Here is a 21,625-nt window from a genome sequence, read left to right on the forward strand (position 1 = left end):
CGGCGTGCGCCTCGTCTTCGCCGGTACTCCCGACCCCGCTCTCCCGTCGCTGCGGCGACTGCTCGACTCCTCCCGTCACGAGGTGGTCGGTGTGCTCACCCGACCCGACACGGTGGCCGGTCGAGGGCGCAAGGTCGTGCGATCGCCCGTTGCGATGCTGGCCGACGAGCACGGCATCCCGGTGCTGCAGCCCGCGAAGCCGTCCGACCCCGAGGCGATGGCCGCGCTCCGCGATCTGGAACCGGACTGCTGTCCCGTCGTCGCCTACGGCGCGCTGCTGCCACAGCCCGTGCTCGACATTCCGCGACACGGCTGGATCAATCTGCACTTCTCCCTGCTGCCGGCCTGGCGTGGGGCCGCGCCGGTGCAGGCCGCGATCGCCGCGGGTGACGAGGTCACCGGCGCGTCGACGTTCCTCCTCGAGCAGGGGCTGGACACCGGTCCGGTGTACGGCGTCGTGACCGAGAGGGTGCGCCCCACGGACACCGCCGGAGATCTGTTGACCCGGCTCGCGGACAGCGGGAGCCAGTTGCTCGCGTCCACCCTCGACGGGATCGACGACGGTGCACTGCAGGCGGTTCCGCAGTCGAGCGACGGCGTGTCACACGCGCCCAAGGTGACCGTGGAATCGGCCCGCATCGACTTCGGTCGCCCGGCGCACCTGATCGACCGGCACGTCCGGAGTGTGACACCGGCACCCGGAGCGTGGACCGAGATCGGCGACGTCCGCGTCAAGATCGGTCCGGTGACGATCACCGACGAGGAGCTCGAACCCGGGCTCGTCGAGGTACGGAAGAAGGCGGTCCTGGTGGGTACCGCGACGACGGCCGTGTCGCTCGGGCTCGTGCAGCCGCACGGCAAGAAGCAGATGGCAGCGACCGACTGGGCGCGCGGCGCCCGCGATGTGAACGGAGCGACTGCACGATGAGCGGTGAGCAGACACCGGGGTCCGGCGGTCCTCGTAAGCGTGGCGGGAAGGCCGCCGGGAAGGCCGGCGGCCGGCCGGATGGCGGGAAGGCCGGAGGCCGGCCGGCGGTGGCCGGGGGTTCGAGCAAGGCCGGTGGTCGGTCCGGGAATTCGCGTCCGAAGCAGCCGGGTCGCCCGAATCCTGCCGAGGCGGGATTGGACCCCGCACGGATCGCGGCACGGGACGTCCTGCGCGCGGTGCGGGAACGTGACGCGTACGCGAACCTGGTGCTTCCGGGTCTGCTCCGGGATCGCCGGTTGAACGAGCGTGATGCCGCCCTCGCGACGGAGTTGGCCTACGGCGCGGCCCGCGCGCAGGGGGTGCTGGACGCGGTCGTCGAGCACGCGGCCTCGCGTCCGGTGTCGGACATCGACGGTCGACTGCTGGACGTCATCCGGCTCGGTGCGTACCAGTTGCTGCGCACGCGGGTGGCTCCGCACGCGGCGGTGGCGACGTCGGTCGACCTGGTGCGCAGCGAGGCCGGGCAGGGGCAGGCAGGGTTCGTCAACGCCGTGTTGCGCCGGGTCTCCGAGCGCACGGAAGCAGAGTGGATCGAGTTGCTGGCTCCCGACGCGGAGCGAGATCCGGTGGGTCACTCGGCGTTCCGGCACGCACATCCCGCCTGGATCGCACAGGCGTTCAACGACGCGTTGGGAGCGGATGCTGCGGAGCTGGACGAGGCGCTCGCCGCCGACGACGCCCGCCCGCTGGTGCACCTGGTGGCGCGGCCCGGCGAGATCTCGGCGGACGAGCTCGCGTCGATCACCGGCGGTGAGCCCGGACCGTGGTCGCCCTATGCGGTGCATCTGGACAGTGGCGGCGATCCGGGTCGTCTCGACGCCGTGCGTGAGGGGCTGGCCGGCGTCCAGGACGAGGGCAGTCAGCTGGTCGCTCGGGCTCTCACGCTCGCGGAGCTCGACGGGCCGGACGGAGGTCGGTGGCTGGATCTGTGCGCTGGCCCCGGCGGCAAGGCTGCGCTGCTCGGCGCCATCGCGGCGATCGACGGTGCGACGGTCGATGCCGTGGAACCGTCCGAGCATCGAGCCGACCTGGTGCGCAAGACGGTGCGGGATCTCCCGGTCACCGTGCACGCGGTGGACGGTCGCGCGAGCGGACTGGACGCGGGATACGACCGCGTCCTCGTCGACGCACCCTGCACCGGTCTGGGTGCACTCCGTCGTCGACCCGAGGCGCGGTGGCGTCGTCAGGCGAGCGACGTGGCGGGTCTGGTGACGTTGCAACGCGAGTTGCTCGCGGCAGCAGTGGAGCTGGTGCGGCCGGGCGGAGTCGTCGTCTACTCGACGTGTTCGCCGCATCTGTCCGAGACGGTCGGCGTCGTGGCCGATGCGGTCCGACGTCACGGTCTGACCGCGCTCGACACCGCGACGCTCGCGCCCGGCGTGCCGCGGGCGGCCTCGGGAACGTCTGTGCAGCTGTGGCCGCACCGGCACGGAACGGACGCGATGTTCTTCGCCGCGCTGCGCAAGGATGCCTCCTGACCGCGCTCGTTACCGGTCGGCAACGACTCGCGGGTACAACAGGAACGTGACTCCGCGACTCCTTCGACACCGCACGGCCGGGGCAGCGGTGGCCGCCCTCGCCTCGGTCGCGGTGCTGGGTGGCTGCTCGCTGTCCCCGTCGGTGACGGCAGGGACGGCCTCGGCGCGGACCGCCGACGCGGAGCGGGTGGTCGCGGCAGAGTCGGAGTGGAGCGCGGTCCGTGTGTCGGTGATCGGCGACTCGTTCTCCGCCGGCTCCATGAACGACGTGGTCTGGCCGGACGTCCTGGCGGAGGAACACGGATTCGAGGTGACCAACGCGAGCCTGGGCGGCGCCGGCTACGAGGCGGGCGACGACTATCTCGGCACCTTCGCGGACCAGGTCGCCTATGCCACCGAGGAGAACCCGACGGTCATCCTCGTGGTCGGCAGCGAGAACGACGTCGACGCGGATCCGGCGGACGTGCTCGCCGACGCCACCGACCTGTACGCGTCGCTGCGCGAGCGCTCACCCGAGGCCCGCATCGTCGTCATCGGACCGATCTGGAGCGGGGAGCCGGTGAGCGAGGAGATGTGGGACGTGGACGCCGCGGTCTCCGCCGCCGCGGTGTCGGCCGGGCTGGACTACGTCGACGCGCTGCCGCAGGAGTGGCTGGCCGACCCGCTGATCATCCAGGACGACGGTGATCACCCGACCGACGAGGGTCAGTACCTCCTCGCCGGCCACATAGACGACGCTCTGATGCAGGTGGATCCGGACCTACTAGGCTGATCGCCCGTGGCCCCGACTCCGCAGCACCCGATGATCGCACCGTCCATCCTGTCCGCCGATTTCGCGCGGCTCGCCGACGAGGCCGCGGCCGTCGCGGGCAGCGACTGGCTGCACGTCGACGTGATGGACGCGCACTTCGTCCCGAATCTCACCCTGGGTCTGCCCGTGGTGGAGAGCCTGCTGAAGGCGACCGACATCCCGCTCGACTGCCACCTCATGATCGAGGACCCCGCCCGCTGGGCGCCGCCCTACGCCGAGGCCGGCGCGTACAACGTGACGTTCCACGCCGAGGCCACCGACGATCCGCGCGCCGTCGCCCGCGACATCCGGGCGGCGGGCGCTAAGGCCGGGCTGTCGGTCAAGCCCGGTACCCCGATCGAGCCGTACCTGGAGGTCCTGAAGGACTTCGACACGCTGTTGATCATGAGCGTCGAACCGGGATTCGGCGGCCAGAGCTTCATGCCGGAGGTGCTGGACAAGGCTCGCGCCGTCCGCCGGCTGGTCGATTCGGGTGAACTGACGCTGGTGATCGAGATCGACGGCGGCATCAACGCCGACACCGTGGAGCAAGCCGCTGCCGCGGGCATCGACTGCTTCGTCGCGGGCTCGGCGGTGTACTCGACCAGTGACCCCGCGGGTGCCGTGCGTTCGCTGCGTGAGTCCGCCGCCAGCGCGTCGCCCCACCTGTCCGGCCGGTGACCGGGAGCCTCGACCCGATCGATGCCGCGATGCGGCGGGCGATCGAGGCATCGGTCGCGGCGCGCGGTGTCAGCACTCCCAATCCTCCCGTCGGCGCCGTCGTCCTGGACCGGGACGGGCTGGTGGTCGGAGTCGGCGCCACCGCGGCACCGGGCGGCCCCCACGCGGAGATCGCCGCGCTAGCGCAGGCGGGCGAGCGAGCGCGCGGCGGCACCGCCGTGGTGACGCTGGAGCCGTGCGACCACACGGGACGCACGGGTCCGTGCTCGCAGGCGCTGCTGCGCGCGGGTGTCGTCCGCGTCGTGCACGCGCTCGGCGATCCGAACCCGCTGGCGGCAGGCGGCGCGGAGACTCTGCGCGGTGCCGGCGTCGAGGTACGGTCCGGCGTTCTCGCCGATCTCGCCGAGGCCGGGCCGATGCGTGCCTGGCTGCATCGGCAGCGCACCGGGCGCCCGATGCTCACGTGGAAGTACGCCGCCACGCTCGACGGCCGCACCGCGGCGCCGGACGGCACCAGCCGCTGGATCACGGGGGAGATCGCTCGCGCACACGTCCACGCCGAGCGCGCGCGGATCGATGCGGTGGTGGTCGGTACCGGGACCGTGCTCGCCGACGATCCGGTGTTGACGGCGCGACTGCCCGACGGGTCGCTCGCTGCGCACCAGCCGGTGCGCGTGGTCGTCGGGCTGCGCGACATCCCTGCCGGGTCTCGGATCCTCGACGACTCCGCCCCCACCCGCATCGTGCGGACCCGCGACCCGTTCGCGGTGATGGAGGCCCTCGCGGATCTGACCGACGTGGTGCTGGAGGGCGGATCGACGCTCACCGGAGCGTTCCTGTCGGCGGGCCTGGTCGACCGTGTCACGGCGTATCTCGCGCCTGTCGTGCTGGGCGAGGGTCCGACCGCCGTGCGGGGGACGGGTGTCGGAACAATTGCCGATGCGATGAGGTTTCGACGAGAGTCGGTGGAGACGCTGGGCGACGATCTGCTCGTCCGACTCGCTCCGCTACGGTCGTCCGACCACTGAGCCGAACAGAGATCACTGCACCAGCTGGTGCCGAGAGGATGACGAGCATGTTCACCGGAATCGTCGAGGAACTGGGCAGTGTCACCGCCAAGGAGGATCTGGCGGACGCGGCTCGCTTCACCGTGCGTGGCCCGCTGGTCACCTCCGATGCGTCGCACGGGGATTCGATCGCCGTGAACGGTGTGTGCCTCACCGTCGTCGAGGTCGCGGACGGCGCGTTCACGGCCGACGTGATGCAGGAGACACTGAACCGTTCGTCACTGCAGTCCCTGGCCGTGGGGTCACCGGTCAACCTCGAGCGTGCCGCCTCGCTCGCGTCGCGGCTCGGTGGGCATCTCGTCCAGGGCCACGTCGACGGGACCGGGGTGGTGCTCTCGCGCACCCCGTCGGACAACTGGACCGTGGTACGCATATCGCTGCCCCGTGACATCGCGCGATACGTCGTGCACAAGGGGTCCATCACGGTCGACGGGGTGTCGCTGACGGTGTCCGCACTGGGCGGCGAGAAGGACGATCAGTACTTCGAGATCTCCCTGATTCCTACCACCCTGTCGCTCACCACACTGGGCGAGGCGGAGGCGGGAACGCAGGTCAACCTCGAGGTCGACGTGATCGCCAAGTACGTCGAGCGGTTGCAGAAGGTCGACTGAACATCGGCCCCCGCAGCGGGGGTCGTAGTCTTGAGAACACAGGATCTGCCCGACACTGCGGGCAGCAGACGTGGGGAGCGCACGGCGTGACCAGGTTCGACACCATCGAGCGCGCTGTCGCCGACATCGCCGCCGGCAAGGCCGTCGTCGTCGTCGACGACGAGGACCGCGAGAACGAGGGCGATCTCATCTTCGCCGCAGAGAAGGCCACACCCGAGCTGGTGGCCTTCATGGTGCGGTACACCTCGGGATACCTCTGCGTTCCGCTGTCGGGCGAGGACTGCGATCGCCTCGGACTGCCTCCCATGTACTCCACGAACCAGGACAAGCACGGCACCGCGTACACCGTGACCGTCGACGCTCGCGTCGGTATCGGTACGGGCATCTCGGCATCGGACCGCGCGGCGACCATGCGTCTGCTCGCGGACCCCGACACCGGTGCGAACGACTTCACCCGTCCCGGTCACGTCGTCCCGTTGCGGGCGAAGGAAGGCGGCGTGCTGCGCCGCCCCGGCCACACCGAGGCCGCGGTCGACCTCGCCCGGATGGCGGATCTGCGCCCGGCCGGCGTCATCTGCGAGATCGTGTCGCAGAAGGACGAGGGCGAGATGGCCCGCACGGACGAGCTCCGTGTCTTCGCCGACGACCACGACCTCGCGCTCATCTCCATCGCCGACCTGATCGCGTGGCGACGCAAGCACGAGAAGCACGTGGTGCGCATCGCCGAAGCGCGCATCCCGACGGCGCACGGCGAGTTCCGTGCGGTGGGCTACCAGAGCGTCTACGAGGACGTCGAACACGTGGCGCTGGTGCGCGGCGACATCGCCGGGCCCGACGGCGACGGCAGCGACGTGCTGGTCCGCGTCCACTCCGAGTGTCTGACCGGGGACGTGTTCGGCTCGCTGCGCTGCGACTGCGGTCCGCAGCTGGACGCGGCGCTCGACATGGTGGCGCAGGAGGGTCGCGGAGTGGTGCTCTACATGCGCGGTCACGAGGGCCGTGGCATCGGCCTGCTGCACAAGTTGCAGGCCTACCAGCTGCAGGACGCCGGCACCGACACCGTCGACGCCAACCTCGCGCTCGGCCTGCCCGCCGACGCGCGGGACTACGGCATCGGAGCGCAGATCCTCGTCGACCTGGGCATCTCGTCGATGCGTCTGCTGACCAACAACCCGGCGAAGCGGGTCGGCCTCGACGGCTACGGCCTGCACATCACCGAGCGGGTGCCGATGCCGCTGCGTGCCAACGCCGAGAACCTCACCTACCTGCGTACCAAGCGTGACCGGATGGGCCACGACCTCGTCGGGCTGGACGATTTCGAGACGCCAGTGGTCACCCCCGATGCGGGCGGCCTCTGATGAGCGGCGAGGGCGAACCGGTACTGCAGCTCTCGGGCGCCGAGGACCTCGAGGTCGCGATCGTCGCGGGCCAGTGGCACGAGAAGGTCAGCACGGCACTCGTGGACGGCGCACTCCGCAAGGCCGACGAGGTGGGACTACGGAACGTGACTCTCGTGCGTGTCGCCGGAGCCATCGAGATCCCCGTGGTCGCACAGCAGCTCGCCCGCACCCACGACGCGGTGGTCGCTCTGGGCGTCGTGATCCGGGGCGGGACACCGCACTTCGAGTACGTGTGCGACGCCGTGACCGCCGGGCTGACCCGAGTGTCGCTGGACGAGTCCACCCCGGTCACCAACGGAGTACTCACCGTGAACGACGAGCAGCAGGCACTCGATCGCGCAGGTCTTCCCGGGTCCAAGGAGGACAAGGGTGCGCAGGCCGTCGCGGCGGCCGTCGACACGGCGCTGACGCTGAAGGGCCTGCGTCACGGGAGTCCGTCGTGACCGACACAGCGAGTCAGCAGTGGGAACTCGAGGCGCGGCCGCGCAAGAGCGCGAAGTACGCCGTCGGTGTCGCCGCTCTCCTCGTCATCGTGCACACCACCCTGGGGATTCTGCTGCGGACCGGCAACACCGGCGTGTTCTTCCAGCGCGTGGACCAGTTCGCCATGATCGCCATCGGGTGTGGCATGGCGGCGGGCGTGCTGTTGCTGACTCGTCCGCGGATCAAGGTCGGTGCGCAGGGCGTGCTGGTGCGCAACCTCGTCACCGAGAAACTGATTCCCTGGGACCTCGTGCGCGGCTTGTCCTTCTCGCCCGGATCGAGCTGGGCTCGCGTGGAACTGCCGGACGACGAGTACGTGCCGGTCATGGCGATCCAGTCCAACGATCGCGAGTACGCGGTGCACGCCGCGCGTACGTTCCGCTCTCTCGAGCAGAAGTACGCCGCAGCCAGCTGATCGAGGTCACTCGATCCCGTCTCCCATGACGACACCCTCGCGCCGGGGATCGGCACCGCCGATCCAGCCGTCGTCAGATCGGACCAGGGCGCTCGAGCCGCTGGACTGATCGGCCACCGACACCTGGTGGCCCATCGCCCGCAGATTCGAGACCAGCGGATCCGCGGCACCGTCGTTCTGCGCGTCGATGTTCGGATGCTCGCCGCCGACGTTCGTCGTCGGCGCGTTGGCCGCACCCACGTTGACGGCGGACACGGCCTGCTGCGGATCGAGACCCCAGTCGAGCATGCCGACGAGGTTCTTCACGACGAACTGGATGATGACCGAACCGCCGGGTGATCCGGTCACCAGCCGCACGTCACCCCGCGCACCGTCGTCCCCGCGGTCGAACACGATCGTCGGCGCCATGGAACTGCGGGGACGCTTGCCGGGCTCCACGCGGTTGGCCACGGGTACCCCGTCGGGCCCCTCGGGTGCGGCCGAGAAGTCGGTCAGCTGGTTGTTGAGGATGAAGCCCTCCGTCATGTGGAAGGAGCCGAACGCCGACTCCACCGTGGTGGTCATCGACGCGACGTTCCCCGCGCTGTCCACGATGCTGAGGTGACTGGTCCCTGCCTCCGGTCCGGCGTAGCTGCTCAGGGGTATCGGACCGAAGTCGCCCGGTTGAGCCGTGCCCATGCTGCGGGCGGGATCGATCATGCGGGCGCGCTGCTCGAGGTAGTCCGGATCGAGCAACTCGGCGGGGCTGCCACCGGGCAGGGGGATGTAGTCGGGATCGGCGACGTACTTGTCGCGGTCGGCGTACGCGAGGCGCTCCGCCTCGGCGATGAGATGGACGCCCTCCGCGTCGGGGACTCCGCCGTCGGCATCGGGGGAGGCGGGTGCGTACTGCGCCATGTCGAAGTGGGACAGGATGCCCATCGTGGACGCGACCGCGATACCGCCCGACGACGGGCCCGGCATGCCGCACACGTCCGTGTCGCGGTACGGCACGCACACCGCGTCCCGCTCCTTCGCCTCGTATCCGGCGAGGTCGTCGAGTGTCAGCCGGCCGGGGGTGCGCCCGCCCGTCGTGTCCGCCGTCGCGTCGACGATGGACTGCGCCAGCGCACCGGTGTAGAACGCGTCGGCCCCCTCGGTGGCGATCGCGCCGAGCGTCTTGGCCATCGCGGGGTTGGTCAGCGTCGTCCCCGCCGCCTTCGGGCTGCCGTCCGGCTCGAGGAAGTAGTCACGCGAGGCGGGGTCCAAAGCGAGTTTCGGCGCCGAGTCCGCGATGGACGACGCCATCCGCGGACTGATCTCGAAGCCGTCGTCGGACAGCGCGATGGCCGGATCGAACAGTGACCGCCACTCCTTGCTCCCGTGATCGCGGTGGACGTCGTCCAGCATGCGCACGACGCCGGGAACGCCGATCGCGCGGCCGCTCGATCGGGCATCGGGCTTCGGCACGGACAGATCGGCGGGCGCACCGGGGGCAGCCGTGTCGTCCACGAAGCGCAGATAATTCGCGGTGGCAGAGGCGGGAGCCGTCTCACGGCCGTCGTAGGCACGCAGAGTCCTCGACTCGGCGTCGTAGTAGAGGAGGAAGGCGCCGCCGCCGATACCGGAGCTCTGCGGCTCGACCAGTCCGAGCACCGTCTGCGCCGCGACCAGCGCGTCGGCCGCGGTCCCGCCGTCGCGCAGCACCTCGCACGCCGCCTCCGTCGACACCGGGTTGGCGGTCGACACCGCGTACGTGGCGGTGCGCACCGCGGTCATTCCGGTGCGGTAGCCGGTGGCGACCTCCGGCGCTCCGTCCGGTCCCGTGCCCGCGTCCGCGGTGACGGGGGTGCCGCCTCCGCCCGCGACGCACGAGGGGGTCGAGCCGGAAGCGTCGCCACCGCTGCCCGAGGAGCAGGACACGGCGGTGAGGGCAACGACGGCCGCGAGGGCGAGAGGACGAGTCAGTGATCGGCGGGAAGTCACCGATCCATGACACCGCGTCCTCGCGTGGTTCGCAGCCCGAACGGCGGATTTCGACTGTCGGTCACGACGACTACCGTGGAGCTGTGTCCGACCCCGCTACGTACCGCCCGGCCACCGGAACCATTCCGGTCGAGCCAGGGGTCTACAAATTTCGTGATCCGCACGGCCGCGTCATCTACGTCGGCAAGGCGAAGAGCCTGCGCAGCCGTCTCAATTCCTACTTCGCCGACATCGCCGGCCTGCATCCGCGCACTCGTCAGATGGTCACCACAGCTGCCAGCGTCGAATGGACCGTCGTCACCACCGAGGTGGAGGCGCTCCAACTCGAGTACAACTGGATCAAGGAGTTCGATCCTCGATTCAACGTCCGGTACCGGGACGACAAGAGCTATCCGATGCTCGCGGTCACGCTCAACGAGGAGTACCCGCGGTTGTTCGTCTACCGCGGGCCCCGGCGCAAGGGTGTGCGCTACTTCGGCCCGTACGCGCACGCGTGGGCGATTCGAGAGACGTTGGACCTGCTGTTGCGGGTGTTCCCTGCGCGGACGTGCTCCGCTGGAGTGTTCAAGCGGCACAACCAGATCGGTCGGCCCTGTCTGCTCGGGTACATCGACAAGTGCTCGGCGCCGTGCGTCGGACGCGTGTCGGCGGCCGAACACCGTGCGACCGTCGAGAACTTCTGCGACTTCCTGTCCGGCAAGACCGACAAGCTCGTCCGCGAGCTCGAGAACCGGATGCAGAAGGCGTCGGAGGACCTGGACTTCGAGACGGCGGCCCGGCTGCGTGACGATGTGGGGGCACTGCGGCGCGCGCTCGAGAAGCAGGCCGTGGTGCTCGGCGACGGCACCGACGCGGACCTCGTCGCCTTCGCGAGCGACGACCTCGAAGCGGCGGTCCAGGTGTTCCACGTCCGCGGCGGTCGCGTGCGCGGCCAGCGCGGGTGGGTCGTGGAGAAGGCAGGCGAGGTGATCGACGCCGCGGTCGCGGCCGAGGCGACGTCCGCCGGGGCCGACGACCGTACCGAGGCGCAGGACGCTCCGGTGGACGCGGAGGCGGCGTCCGATCTGCCGGCTCTCGTCGAGCAGTTCCTCACCCAGTTCTACGGCGAGCAGGCCTCGCTCTCGTCGTCCACCGAGGACGCCGCTGCCAACGCCGTACCCCGCGAGGTGCTCGTTCCGGTGCTGCCGCCGAACGCCGACGAGGTGCAGGCGTGGCTCAGTTCGCTGCGCGGGTCCGCGGTGCAGCTACGGGTGCCTCGTCGCGGCGACAAGAAGGAGCTCGCCAAGACGGTGTATCGCAACGCCGTCGAAGCGCTCCAGCAGCACAAGATGAAGCGTGCGGGCGACTTCACGTCGCGCTCCGCAGCGTTGCAGGGCATCCAGGAAGCGCTCGACCTCGACAGTGCACCGTTGCGCATCGAGTGCATCGACATCTCGCACGTCCAGGGCACCGACGTGGTCGCGTCGCTGGTGGTGTTCGAGGACGGGTTGCCGCGCAAGAGCGACTACCGCCACTACTCCATCAAGGAGGCTGCGGGAGACGGTCACTCGGACGACGTCGCGAGCATCGCCGAGGTCACACGGCGACGGTTCCTGCGTCATGGCAAGGACTCCGGCGGCGATCTGGCTCCCGAGGCCTCCCTCGACCCGCAGACGGGTCGGCCCCGCCGCTTCGCCTATCCGCCGAACCTCTTCGTCGTCGACGGCGGCGCACCGCAGGTGGCCGCGGCGGCCGAGGTGCTCGACGAGCTGGGTGTCACCGACGTCGCGGTGGTGGGTCTCGCGAAACGGCTCGAGGAGGTGTGGGTGCCGGGGGAGAGCGACCCCGTGATCCTGCCGCGCACCAGCGAGTCGCTGTACCTCCTCCAGCGGGTTCGCGACGAGGCGCACCGCTTCGCCATCACGTTCCACCGCAGCAAGCGGTCCAAGCGCATGACGGCGTCCGCGCTGGACTCGGTGCGCGGGCTCGGTGAGGCGCGTCGCACGGCGTTGGTGACGCACTTCGGCTCGGTGGCCAAGCTCAAGCAGGCCGAGGTGTCCGAGATCGTGAAGGTGCCGGGTATCGGCGAGACGACGGCACGCGCCGTCCTCGAGGCACTGGGAGTTCCACAGGACCAGGACGCGTCGGCTGCCGCGGCCGCGTCGGAACCGACCGCGGTCCCCGACAACGAAGCGGACAGCGCCCCGGTACGACATGATGAACGCACCGACGGCAGCGACCGTGACGAGCTGCCGGCACCGTCCGGTGAGCCGCTGTCGGTGGCCGCGCATCGAGGAACAGGACACCGGGACGAGTGAACGTGCAGCGAGAGCAGGTGGGTGACCCCGTTCGACCGCACTCCGACATCGACGTCGCTCTGGTCACAGGGCTGTCCGGTGCCGGGCTCGGCACGGCGGCGAAGGTCCTCGAGGACCTGGGCTGGTACGTCGCCGACAACATGCCGCCCGAGCTGATCACTCGCATGATCGAGATCGGTCGCACCTCGGACCCCGGCATCGAGCGGCTCGCCCTGGTGGTCGACGTGCGCAGCCGATTGTTCAACGGCGACGTCGGCACCCTGCTCGCCGACCTGGCAGCGGACGGGGTGCGCCCGCGCGTGCTGTTCCTGGACGCGTCCGACGACGTGCTGATCCGGCGATTCGAATCGGTGCGCCGCAGCCACCCGCTGCAGAACTACGGTGTGGACGGCACGCTCACGGAAGGCATCTCGGACGAGCGGGCCCGGTTGGCCACCGTCAAGGAGGCCGCGGACATCGTCATCGACACGAGCTCGCTCTCCGTGCACGGTCTGCGCGATCGTGTCGCCGCGGCGTTCGGCGACGACGTGGTGGGCACCGTGGCCGTCACCGTCGAGTCCTTCGGCTTCAAGTACGGGGTACCGCTCGACGCAGACGTGCTGTGTGACATGCGTTTCCTCCCGAACCCGCACTGGATCCCCGAGCTGCGCCCGCTCACCGGCAAGGACGCCGGCGTGCGGGACTACGTGCTGGGGCAGCCGGACGCGGAGGAGTACCTCGAGCTGTATCACCGCCTGCTGACGATGACGCTCGCCGGCTACCGGCGCGAGGGCAAGCGGTACATGACCGTCGCCGTCGGCTGCACCGGCGGCAAGCATCGCAGCGTCGCCATGACCGAGGCGCTCGCCGAACGGCTGCGTGCCGATGCCGACACCAGTGTCCGCGTCGTGCACCGCGACCTGGGTCGAGAGTGAGCGCGGACGGCGGACGCGGCGACGACGACGCTCCGCACATCGTCGCGCTCGGCGGCGGACACGGCCTCTACGCGACCCTGTCCGCCGTACGGTCGCTCTCCACGCGGGTGACGGCGGTGGTCACCGTGGCCGACGACGGCGGGTCGTCCGGCCGATTACGCGCCGAGCTCGGCATGATTCCGCCCGGCGATCTGCGCATGGCGCTCGCAGCGTTGGCCGCAGACTCTCCGCAGGGCAGGCTCTGGGCCGACATCCTGCAGCACCGCTTCGGCGGCAGCGGCGCGCTCGCCGGGCACTCGGTGGGCAATCTTCTGCTCGCCGGACTGTCCGAGGTGCTCGGTGACCCGGTCGCCGCACTCGACGAGGCCGCGCGGCTGCTCGGTGTCGACGGGCGGGTGCTGCCGATGTCGCCCATCGCCCTGGACATCGAGGCGGACGTGTCGGGACTCGAGTCCGACCCGCGCGTGAGCCGCGTCATCCGTGGGCAGGTCGCCGTCGCCACCACTCCCGGCAAGGTGCGGCGCGTCCGACTGCGCCCGTCGGATCCGCCGGCCACCGAGCAGGCCGTCACCGCTGTGGGCGCCGCCGATCTGGTCGTTCTCGGACCCGGGTCGTGGTTCTCCAGTGTGTTGCCGCACGTCCTCGTGCCCGAGCTCGCCTCGGCGCTGCGCGCCACCGAGGCCCGCAAGGTGCTGGTGCTCAATCTCGGGCCGGAGCCGGGGGAGACCACGGGATTCTCGGCGGAGCGTCATCTCCACGTACTGTCCCAACACGCGCCGGGTTTTCGGGTGCATCACGTGGTGGTCGACTCGACGTCGGTGCCGCCGGGGTCCGAGCGTGATCACCTCGCGCGGGCCGCCGCGGTGTTCGGCGCCGACGTGATCCACGCCGACGTCGCGGGGGCGACACCACACGCACACGACCCGAGCAAGCTCGCGGCCGTGTTCGCCGCTGTTCTCGAGGGCGCCGACCGGGCCGACCTCGACAGCAGCACCGACAGCAGGAAGGGATCGACGTCGTGGCCATGACAGCCGATGTCAAGGACGAACTGAGCCGCCTCACCATCACGGCGGTCAGCTGCCGCAAGGCGGAGGTCGCCGCGTTGCTGCGCTTCGCCGGGGGGCTGCACATCGTGGCCGGTCGCGTCGTCGTCGAGGCGGAGGTGGACCAGCTGTCCATCGCCCGGCGGCTCAAGCGCGAGGTGTTCGATCTGTTCGGCTACAACGCGGACGTGCACTCCATCGGCGCGGGCGGGCTGCGCAAGTCGACCCGCTACATCGTCCGGGTGGCCAAGGACGGCGAGGCCCTGGCGCGCCAGACCGGGCTCCTCGACATGCGTGGTCGGCCGGTGCGCGGACTTCCCGCCCAGGTGGTGGGCGGCACCGTCGCCGATTCCGAGGCGGCGTGGCGCGGTGCGTTCCTCGCGCACGGCTCGCTCACCGAACCCGGTCGATCGTCCGCGCTCGAGGTCAGCTGCCCCGGACCCGAGGCAGCACTCGCGCTGGTCGGCGCCGCCCGCAGGCTCGGTGTGGCGGCCAAGGCCCGAGAGGTGCGCGGCGCCGATCGCGTGGTCGTACGCGACGGCGAGGCCATCGGTGTCCTCCTCACGAGGATGGGCGCCCAGGACACTCGACTGACGTGGGAGGAGCGCCGGATGCGCCGGGAGGTGCGGGCCACGGCGAACCGTCTCGCGAACTTCGACGACGCCAACCTGCGACGCTCCGCGCGGGCGGCCGTCGCGGCCGCGGCGCGGGTCGAGAGGGCGCTCGCGATTCTCGGCGAGGACGTCCCGGACCATCTCGCCGCGGCGGGTCACCTGCGCGTGCAGCACCGCCAGGCGTCGCTCGAGGAGCTCGGGCAGCTCGCCGATCCGCCCATGACGAAGGACGCGGTGGCGGGCCGGATCCGCCGACTGCTGTCCATGGCCGACCGCAAGGCGAAGGACTCGGGCATCCCGGACACGGAGTCGGCCGTCACGGCCGACCTGCTCGACGAGGCATGAGCGCGGGTGCCTGACCGAGAACTGCACCACCCCGAACCATTAGGGTGATCACAGGTCACGGAGCGGCTCGGTCGCCCGTGACGGACACGTCCGCACCATCACGTGCGGTGGAGGAAACCGATGCACGACCCGTGCATCGACGAGGAACACGAGTTTCAACACAAAGGAGCGAACAGTGACGGTTCGGGTTGGCGTGAACGGCTTCGGTCGTATCGGACGTAACTTCTTCCGGGCGGTCGATGCGCAGAAGGCGCTCGGCACCACCGACATCGAGATCGTTGCGGTGAACGACCTCACCGACAACGCAACTCTCGCTCACCTGCTCAAGTACGACTCCATCCTCGGCCGCCTCCCGCACGACGTCTCGCTCGAGGGCGACGACACCATCGTCGTCGGCGACCGCAAGATCAAGGCTCTCTCGCTGCGCGAGGGTCCCTCCGCCCTGCCGTGGGGAGACCTGGGCGTCGACGTCGTCGTCGAGTCCACCGGCATCTTCACCGACGCGTCGAAGGCTCAGGGCCACATCGACGCCGGTGCCAAGAAGGTCATCATCTCCGCGCCGGCCAAGGGCGAGGACATCACCATCGTCATGGGCGTCAACGACGACAAGTACGACGGCAGCCAGAACATCATCTCGAACGCCTCGTGCACCACCAACTGCCTCGGCCCCATCGCCAAGGTGCTCGACGACGAGTTCGGCATCGTCAAGGGCCTCATGACCACGATCCACGCCTACACGCAGGATCAGAACCTGCAGGACGGTCCGCACTCGGACCTGCGTCGCGCCCGCGCCGCCGCGCTCAACGTCGTACCCACGGGCACCGGCGCCGCGAAGGCCATCGGCCTGGTGCTCCCGCAGCTGCTCGGCAAGCTCGACGGCTACGCGCTGCGCGTCCCGATCCCCACGGGTTCGGTCACTGACCTCACCGCCCAGGTGCGCAAGACCGCCTCGGTCGAGGAGATCAACGCGGCCATGAAGGCTGCGGCCGAGGGCCCGCTGAAGGGCATCCTGAAGTACACCGACGCACCGATCGTCTCCTCCGACATCGTCACCGACCCGGCGTCGTCGATCTTCGACTCGGGCCTGACCAAGGTCATCGAGGACCAGGTCAAGATCGTCTCCTGGTACGACAACGAGTGGGGCTACTCGAACCGTCTCGTCGACCTCATCGGACTCGTCGGAAAGTCGCTCTGACCCGATGGCCGTCAAGACACTGCAGGATCTCATCGACGAGGGCGTCGACGGACGCGGCGTCCTCGTCCGTGCCGATTTCAACGTTCCGCTCGACGACGGGCAGATCACGGACGCCGGCCGTATCGAGGCGTCGCTCCCGACGCTGAAGACGCTGCTCGAGGCGGGTGCCAAGCTCATCGTGACCGCGCACCTCGGCCGGCCGGAGGGCAAGCCGGACGCCGCGTTCTCGTTGGCTCCGGTCGCGGCGAAGCTCGGCGAACTGCTGGGTCGCCACGTCCAGCTCGCCGGTGACGTCGTCGGTCAGGACGCCGAGGCTCGCGCCGAGGGTCTGACCGACGGAGACGTTCTCCTGCTCGAGAACATCCGCTTCGATCCGCGCGAGACCAGCAAGGACGACGCCGAGCGGCTGGCGCTGGCGAAGGAACTGGCCACGCTGGCCGGCGACGACGCCGCGTTCGTGTCCGACGGCTTCGGTGTCGTGCACCGCAAGCAGGCGTCGGTCTACGACGTCGCGACGCTGCTCCCGCACTACGCGGGCACGCTGGTCGCGACCGAGGTCGACGTCCTGACGAAGCTGACCGAGACCCCCGAGCGTCCCTACGCCGTAGTGCTCGGCGGCTCCAAGGTGTCCGACAAGATCGGTGTCATCGAGGCGCTGGCGCCGAAGGTCGACACGTTGGTCATCGGCGGCGGCATGGCTTTCACCTTCCTTGCGGCGCAAGGGTATTCCGTGGGCACGTCGCTGCTGCAGGAAGATCGCATCGAGACGTGCAAGGACCTGCTCGAGCGATTCGGTGACGTCATCCACCTTCCGACGGACGTCGTCGTCGCCGACAGCTTCTCCGCCGACGCGGAGTCGAAGACGGTGAAGGCGTCGGAGATCCCCGACGGCTGGATGGGTCTGGACGTGGGACCCGACTCGGTGGATCGGTTCGAGGCGGTGCTGAGCAACGCCAAGACCATCTTCTGGAACGGTCCCGCCGGAGTCTTCGAGTTCGAGAAGTTCTCGAAGGGCACCGAAGGTATCGCTCGGGCGATCATCGCGGCGACCACGAAGGGCGCGTTCAGTGTCGTGGGCGGTGGCGACTCCGCCGCGGCCGTGCGCACGCTGGGTCTCCCGGACGCCGGTTTCTCGCACATCTCCACCGGTGGCGGTGCCTCCCTCGAGTACCTCGAGGGCAAGCATCTCCCCGGCCTGTCGGTCCTGGAGGGCTGAACCATGACATCTCCACGAGCTTCGCTCGACCGTAAGGCCAGGACCCCGTTCATCGCCGGTAACTGGAAGATGAATCTGAACCACCTCGAGGCCATCGCGCTGGTGCAGAAGATCGCGTTCTCACTGCCCGCGAAGTATTTCGAGAAGGTCGACGTCGCGGTCATCCCGCCGTTCACGGACATCCGCAGCGTCCAGACGCTGATCGAGGGCGACAAGCTGCTGCTCACCTTCGGTGCGCAGGACCTGTCGCCGCAGGACTCCGGCGCGTACACCGGTGACATCAGCGGCGCGTTCCTGGCCAAGCTGGGCTGCACGTACGTCGTGGTCGGGCACTCGGAGCGTCGCGCCGGACACGGCGAGACCGACGAGACGGTGCTCGCCAAGACCAAGGCCGCGCTGAAGCACGGACTCGTGCCGATCGTCTGCATCGGTGAGGGTCTCGAGGTGCGGGAGGCCGGCGAGCACGTGGCGTTCAACGTCGAGCAGCTCCGCGCGTCCCTCGCGGGTCTGAGTGCCGAGGAGATCGGGAAGATCGTCGTCGCCTACGAGCCGGTGTGGGCCATCGGTACCGGCCGCGTGGCCAGTGCCGCGGACGCGCAGGAAGTCTGCGGAGCCATCCGTCAGGAGCTGGCGTCGCTCGCCGACGTCGACACCGCGGCGGCGGTCCGTGTGCTGTACGGCGGATCGGTCAGCTCGAAGAACGTGGGCGAGATCGTCGGCCAGACCGACGTCGACGGTGCACTGGTGGGCGGAGCGTCGCTGAAGGCGGACGAGTTCGCCACCCTGTGTGCCATCGCCGCCGGGGGACCGCTTCCCTGACCCACCGTGCATCACCGATCGAAGGGCACGTCGCACACGCGACGTGCCCTTCGTCGTTCGGCGGCGCGCGGCCTGTAACATTGGCCATCATGCGCACGTTCCTGGACATCCTGCTGGTGGTCACCAGCATCGGCCTGCTCGTCTTCGTCCTGCTGCACCGCGGCAAGGGCGGCGGCCTGTCGAGCCTGTTCGGTGGTGGCGTGCAGTCGTCTCTGTCCGGGTCCAGCGTCGTCGAGAAGAACCTCGACCGTGTCACCGTCTTCACCGGTGTCGTGTGGCTCATCTGCATCCTGGGCATCGGCCTGGAGATCAAGTTCGCCTGATCGGGTGACGTGACCCCTGCCGTGAGCCCCGCGCTGCGGTCCGGGGGTGCGCCGACGATACTGTCCTCATGACAGTCGTGGATCCAGGTCTGCCCGCCACCGAACCTCTGCGAGAGGACATTCGGCTCCTCGGTGGAATACTCGGTTCCGTCGTCCGGGACCACGAGGGCGAGGAGATCTTCGACCTCGTCGAGCAGGCCCGAGTGGAGTCGTTCCGCGTGCGGCGGTCGGAGATCGATCGCGGCGAACTCGCCCGGCTCTTCGACGGTATCGACATCACGCGTGCCATCCCGGTGATCCGGGCGTTCAGTCACTTCTCGCTTCTCGCCAACCTGGCGGAGGACATTCACCGCGAGCGCCGCCGCGCCGTGCACGTGCGTGCCGGGGAGCCGCCCCAGGACAGCAGTCTCGCCTCCACCTACAGCAAGCTCGATGCGGCGCGCCTCGACGCCGCCACGGTGGAGGACCTGCTCCGCGACGCCCTGGTGTCGCCCGTCATCACCGCGCATCCCACCGAGACGCGTCGCCGCACCGTGTCGGAGATCCAGAGCCGCATCACCGATCTGATGCGCTTCCGTGAGCGCACGGAACTGGACGACACGGAGATCGCGGAGACCGACGCGAAGATCGAGCGGCAGATCCTCGCACTGTGGCAGACGGCGCTGATCCGGCTGTCCCGCTTGCGGATCCAGGACGAGATCGAGGTGGGTCTGCGCTACTACGACATGTCGCTCTTCGACGTGATCCCAAGCATCAACACCGAGCTGCGGGCAGCGCTACGCAGCCGTTGGCCGGATGCCGACCTGCTGACGCAGCCGATGCTGCGACCCGGATCGTGGATCGGCGGCGACCGGGACGGCAACCCCTTCGTCACCGGGGAGATCGTGCACCGCGCGACCAACCGTGCCGCGCAGGTCGCGTTCACCCGGTATCTCGCGGATCTCGTCGGTCTCGAGCACGAGCTGTCCATGTCGGCTCGGTTGATCGACGTGGACGCGGACCTGCAGGCCCTGGCCGATGCGTCGAAGGACGAGTCGGCGTTCCGTGCGGACGAGCCCTTCCGGCGAGCTGTGCGCGGTATCCGCGGGCGACTGTCGGCGACGGCACGCCGCATGCTGGACGTGGTTCCGGACAACACCCTCGACTCGCCGGAACTCGAGCCGTACGGCGCCCCGCAGGAGATGCTCGACGATCTGGACCTGTTGGACCGCTCGTTGCGGCGCACGGCCAACGGCGTCATCGCCGACGACCGACTCGCGACGCTCCGGCAGGCGCTCGAGACCTTCGGGTTCCACCTGTCCGGGCTCGACATGCGGCAGAACTCCGAGATCCACGAGCAGGTCGTGGCGGAGTTGCTGGCCTGGGCGGGCGTCCACGCGGACTACGCGTCACTGTCCGAGGACGAGCGCGTCGAGATCCTCGCCGCCGAGCTCGAGACGCGGCGACCCCTCATCGGGCCCCGCGCGGAGTTCAGCGAGCAGACGGCCAAGGAACTGGCGATCGTCGAGTCCGCCGCGGACGCCGTGCGCACGTTCGGCGGCGGCGCGGTGCCGAACTACATCATCAGTATGTGCACCTCGGTCAGCGACATGCTCGAGGCCGCGGTGCTGCTCAAGGAGGCGGGCATCCTCGATCCCGGCGACGCCGAGACGGGTCCGTCCTCGCCCGTCGGTGTGGTGCCGCTGTTCGAGACGATCGACGATCTTCAGCAGGGCGCGGCGACCCTCACCGCGACGTTGTCCATCCCCGTCTACCGCGCGCTGGTGACGTCCCGCGGGGACAACCAGGAAGTGATGCTGGGGTACTCCGACTCCAACAAGGACGGCGGGTACCTGGCCGCGAACTGGGCGCTCTACCGTGCCGAACTCGACCTCGTCGAGGCTGCACGCGCCGCCGGGATCCGGCTACGACTGTTCCACGGCCGCGGTGGCACCGTGGGCCGCGGCGGTGGCCCGAGCTACGACGCCATCCTCGCTCAGCCCACCGGTGCGGTCACCGGCTCGCTGCGGATCACCGAGCAGGGCGAGGTGATCGCGGCGAAGTACGCGGAACCCCGCCTGGCGCGCCGCAACCTCGAGACGCTGTTGGCGGCGACCATCGAGAGCACGTTGCTCGACGTCGAGGGGCTCGGGGACGACGCCGAGCCGGCCTACGCGTTGCTCGACGATCTGGCGGCACGCGCCCAGGCCGCGTACGGGGCGCTGGTCCACGAGACGCCGGGCTTCGTCGAGTACTTCCGGATGTCCACACCGGTCGCCGAGATCGGGGAGCTCAACATCGGCAGCCGGCCGGCGTCGCGGAAGCCCACCAACTCGGTGTACGACCTGCGGGCGATCCCGTGGGTGATGTCGTGGAGTCAGTCGCGGGTGATGTTGCCCGGCTGGTACGGGGTGGGTACCGCGTTCGAGGACTGGGTCGGCGGCGACGCGGACAAGCTGGCCACGTTGACCGATCTGTACCGGCGGTGGCCGTTCTTCCGGACGGTGCTGTCCAACATGGCGCAGGTCATGGCCAAGTCGGATCTGGGGCTCGCCGCCCGGTACTCCGAACTGGTGCCGGACGAGCAGCTCCGCAAGACCGTGTTCGACATGATCTCGACAGAGCATGCCAAGACCGTGTCGATGTACCTGAAGATCACCGGGCACGACGGGCTGCTCGACGACAACCCGGCGCTGGCGCGGTCGGTGTTCAACCGCTTCCCGTACCTCGAGCCGCTGAACCACCTGCAGGTGGAACTACTCGCACAGCTGCGGGCGGGAGACGATCGCGAGCAGGTCAAGCGCGGCATCCTGCTGACCATGAACGGGCTCGCGACCGCGTTGCGCAACAGCGGATAGAGGGAACCGCGCGGACCCTCCCGGCGTCGAACAGAACAGACACATTCGACGCCGGGAGGATCTCCGTCATGACTCCGCAGAACGAACACCGTTGCACCGCAACCGCATCCGCGTGGCGCAGGGGAGTGCCCCGGCGTCGACCAG

At 69.7% G+C, this 21,625-nt stretch carries 19 protein-coding genes; 18 read left to right on the forward strand and 1 reads right to left on the reverse strand.

What is annotated here, in order from left to right; genetic code table 11:
• Positions 1-4: 4 nt before the first annotated feature.
• The 9 genes from fmt (at position 5) to HQ306_RS10905 (ending at position 7,913) form a co-directional block, all read left to right on the forward strand.
• Entirely contained in the window at positions 5-928 is a 924-nt protein-coding gene (fmt, locus tag HQ306_RS10865) for a methionyl-tRNA formyltransferase (RefSeq protein ID WP_056445208.1), read from the forward strand.
• The gene (locus HQ306_RS10870; RefSeq protein WP_222631053.1) at positions 925-2,466 is read left to right on the forward strand and encodes an RsmB/NOP family class I SAM-dependent RNA methyltransferase; all 1,542 of its coding nucleotides are present in this window, start codon (positions 925-927) and stop codon (positions 2,464-2,466) included. Before fmt ends, HQ306_RS10870 begins: the two co-directional genes overlap by 4 nt.
• A gap of 46 nt (positions 2,467-2,512) precedes the next feature.
• A complete protein-coding gene (locus HQ306_RS10875; protein WP_162246764.1) occupies positions 2,513-3,238 on the forward strand; it encodes an SGNH/GDSL hydrolase family protein in 726 nt (241 codons plus the stop codon).
• Positions 3,239-3,268: 30 nt separating this feature from the next.
• Positions 3,269-3,937 carry a ribulose-phosphate 3-epimerase gene (rpe, locus tag HQ306_RS10880; protein WP_056444707.1) on the forward strand — a complete coding sequence of 223 codons (669 nt, stop codon included), beginning with the start codon at positions 3,269-3,271 and terminating at the stop codon, positions 3,935-3,937.
• 29 nt (positions 3,938-3,966) lie between these two features.
• The gene (gene ribD / locus HQ306_RS10885; protein ID WP_222631526.1) at positions 3,967-4,965 is read left to right on the forward strand and encodes a bifunctional diaminohydroxyphosphoribosylaminopyrimidine deaminase/5-amino-6-(5-phosphoribosylamino)uracil reductase RibD; all 999 of its coding nucleotides are present in this window, start codon (positions 3,967-3,969) and stop codon (positions 4,963-4,965) included.
• A gap of 47 nt (positions 4,966-5,012) precedes the next feature.
• Complete coding sequence (locus tag HQ306_RS10890; RefSeq protein ID WP_027505271.1) at positions 5,013-5,615, forward strand: riboflavin synthase; 603 nt, start codon at positions 5,013-5,015, stop codon at positions 5,613-5,615.
• An 86-nt stretch (positions 5,616-5,701) separates the two neighbouring features.
• Positions 5,702-6,973, forward strand: a complete 1,272-nt coding sequence (locus HQ306_RS10895) for a bifunctional 3,4-dihydroxy-2-butanone-4-phosphate synthase/GTP cyclohydrolase II (protein WP_051613220.1) — start codon at positions 5,702-5,704, stop codon at positions 6,971-6,973.
• The gene (gene ribH, locus HQ306_RS10900) at positions 6,973-7,458 is read left to right on the forward strand and encodes a 6,7-dimethyl-8-ribityllumazine synthase (protein WP_027505272.1); all 486 of its coding nucleotides are present in this window, start codon (positions 6,973-6,975) and stop codon (positions 7,456-7,458) included. Before HQ306_RS10895 ends, ribH begins: the two co-directional genes overlap by 1 nt.
• Positions 7,455-7,913, forward strand: a complete 459-nt coding sequence (locus tag HQ306_RS10905; RefSeq protein ID WP_027505273.1) for a PH domain-containing protein — start codon at positions 7,455-7,457, stop codon at positions 7,911-7,913. The genes ribH and HQ306_RS10905 overlap by 4 nt, the downstream gene beginning before the upstream one ends.
• A gap of 6 nt (positions 7,914-7,919) precedes the next feature.
• On the opposite strand, the gene HQ306_RS10910 is transcribed toward HQ306_RS10905, so the two are convergent.
• Positions 7,920-9,878, reverse strand: a complete 1,959-nt coding sequence (locus HQ306_RS10910; protein ID WP_308115427.1) for a gamma-glutamyltransferase family protein — start codon at positions 9,876-9,878, stop codon at positions 7,920-7,922.
• Positions 9,879-9,961: 83 nt separating this feature from the next.
• On the opposite strand from HQ306_RS10910, the gene uvrC reads away from it, so the two are divergent.
• The 9 genes from uvrC (at position 9,962) to ppc (ending at position 21,481) form a co-directional block, all read left to right on the forward strand.
• Positions 9,962-12,175, forward strand: a complete 2,214-nt coding sequence (gene uvrC, locus HQ306_RS10915; RefSeq protein WP_051613221.1) for an excinuclease ABC subunit UvrC — start codon at positions 9,962-9,964, stop codon at positions 12,173-12,175.
• Entirely contained in the window at positions 12,172-13,089 is a 918-nt protein-coding gene (gene rapZ, locus HQ306_RS10920; RefSeq protein ID WP_051613222.1) for an RNase adapter RapZ, read from the forward strand. The genes uvrC and rapZ overlap by 4 nt, the downstream gene beginning before the upstream one ends.
• Positions 13,086-14,117 (forward strand): uridine diphosphate-N-acetylglucosamine-binding protein YvcK, encoded by a 1,032-nt coding sequence (yvcK, locus tag HQ306_RS10925; RefSeq protein ID WP_051613223.1) that lies wholly within the window; start codon positions 13,086-13,088, stop codon positions 14,115-14,117. Before rapZ ends, yvcK begins: the two co-directional genes overlap by 4 nt.
• A complete protein-coding gene (gene whiA / locus HQ306_RS10930; protein WP_197027771.1) occupies positions 14,114-15,091 on the forward strand; it encodes a DNA-binding protein WhiA in 978 nt (325 codons plus the stop codon). The genes yvcK and whiA overlap by 4 nt, the downstream gene beginning before the upstream one ends.
• A gap of 175 nt (positions 15,092-15,266) precedes the next feature.
• Positions 15,267-16,286 (forward strand): type I glyceraldehyde-3-phosphate dehydrogenase, encoded by a 1,020-nt coding sequence (gene gap, locus HQ306_RS10935; RefSeq protein ID WP_027505278.1) that lies wholly within the window; start codon positions 15,267-15,269, stop codon positions 16,284-16,286.
• A 4-nt stretch (positions 16,287-16,290) separates the two neighbouring features.
• Positions 16,291-17,502, forward strand: coding sequence for a phosphoglycerate kinase (gene pgk / locus HQ306_RS10940; protein WP_222631055.1), 1,212 nt, complete (start codon positions 16,291-16,293; stop codon positions 17,500-17,502).
• A gap of 3 nt (positions 17,503-17,505) precedes the next feature.
• Positions 17,506-18,321, forward strand: coding sequence for a triose-phosphate isomerase (gene tpiA / locus HQ306_RS10945; protein ID WP_222631057.1), 816 nt, complete (start codon positions 17,506-17,508; stop codon positions 18,319-18,321).
• 89 nt (positions 18,322-18,410) lie between these two features.
• The gene (gene secG / locus HQ306_RS10950; protein WP_027505281.1) at positions 18,411-18,644 is read left to right on the forward strand and encodes a preprotein translocase subunit SecG; all 234 of its coding nucleotides are present in this window, start codon (positions 18,411-18,413) and stop codon (positions 18,642-18,644) included.
• A 68-nt stretch (positions 18,645-18,712) separates the two neighbouring features.
• The gene (gene ppc / locus HQ306_RS10955; RefSeq protein ID WP_222631058.1) at positions 18,713-21,481 is read left to right on the forward strand and encodes a phosphoenolpyruvate carboxylase; all 2,769 of its coding nucleotides are present in this window, start codon (positions 18,713-18,715) and stop codon (positions 21,479-21,481) included.
• Positions 21,482-21,625 lie beyond the last annotated feature (144 nt).

The organism is Rhodococcus sp. BP-160 (assembly GCF_019836205.1).
Lineage (GTDB): Bacteria > Actinomycetota > Actinomycetes > Mycobacteriales > Mycobacteriaceae > Rhodococcoides.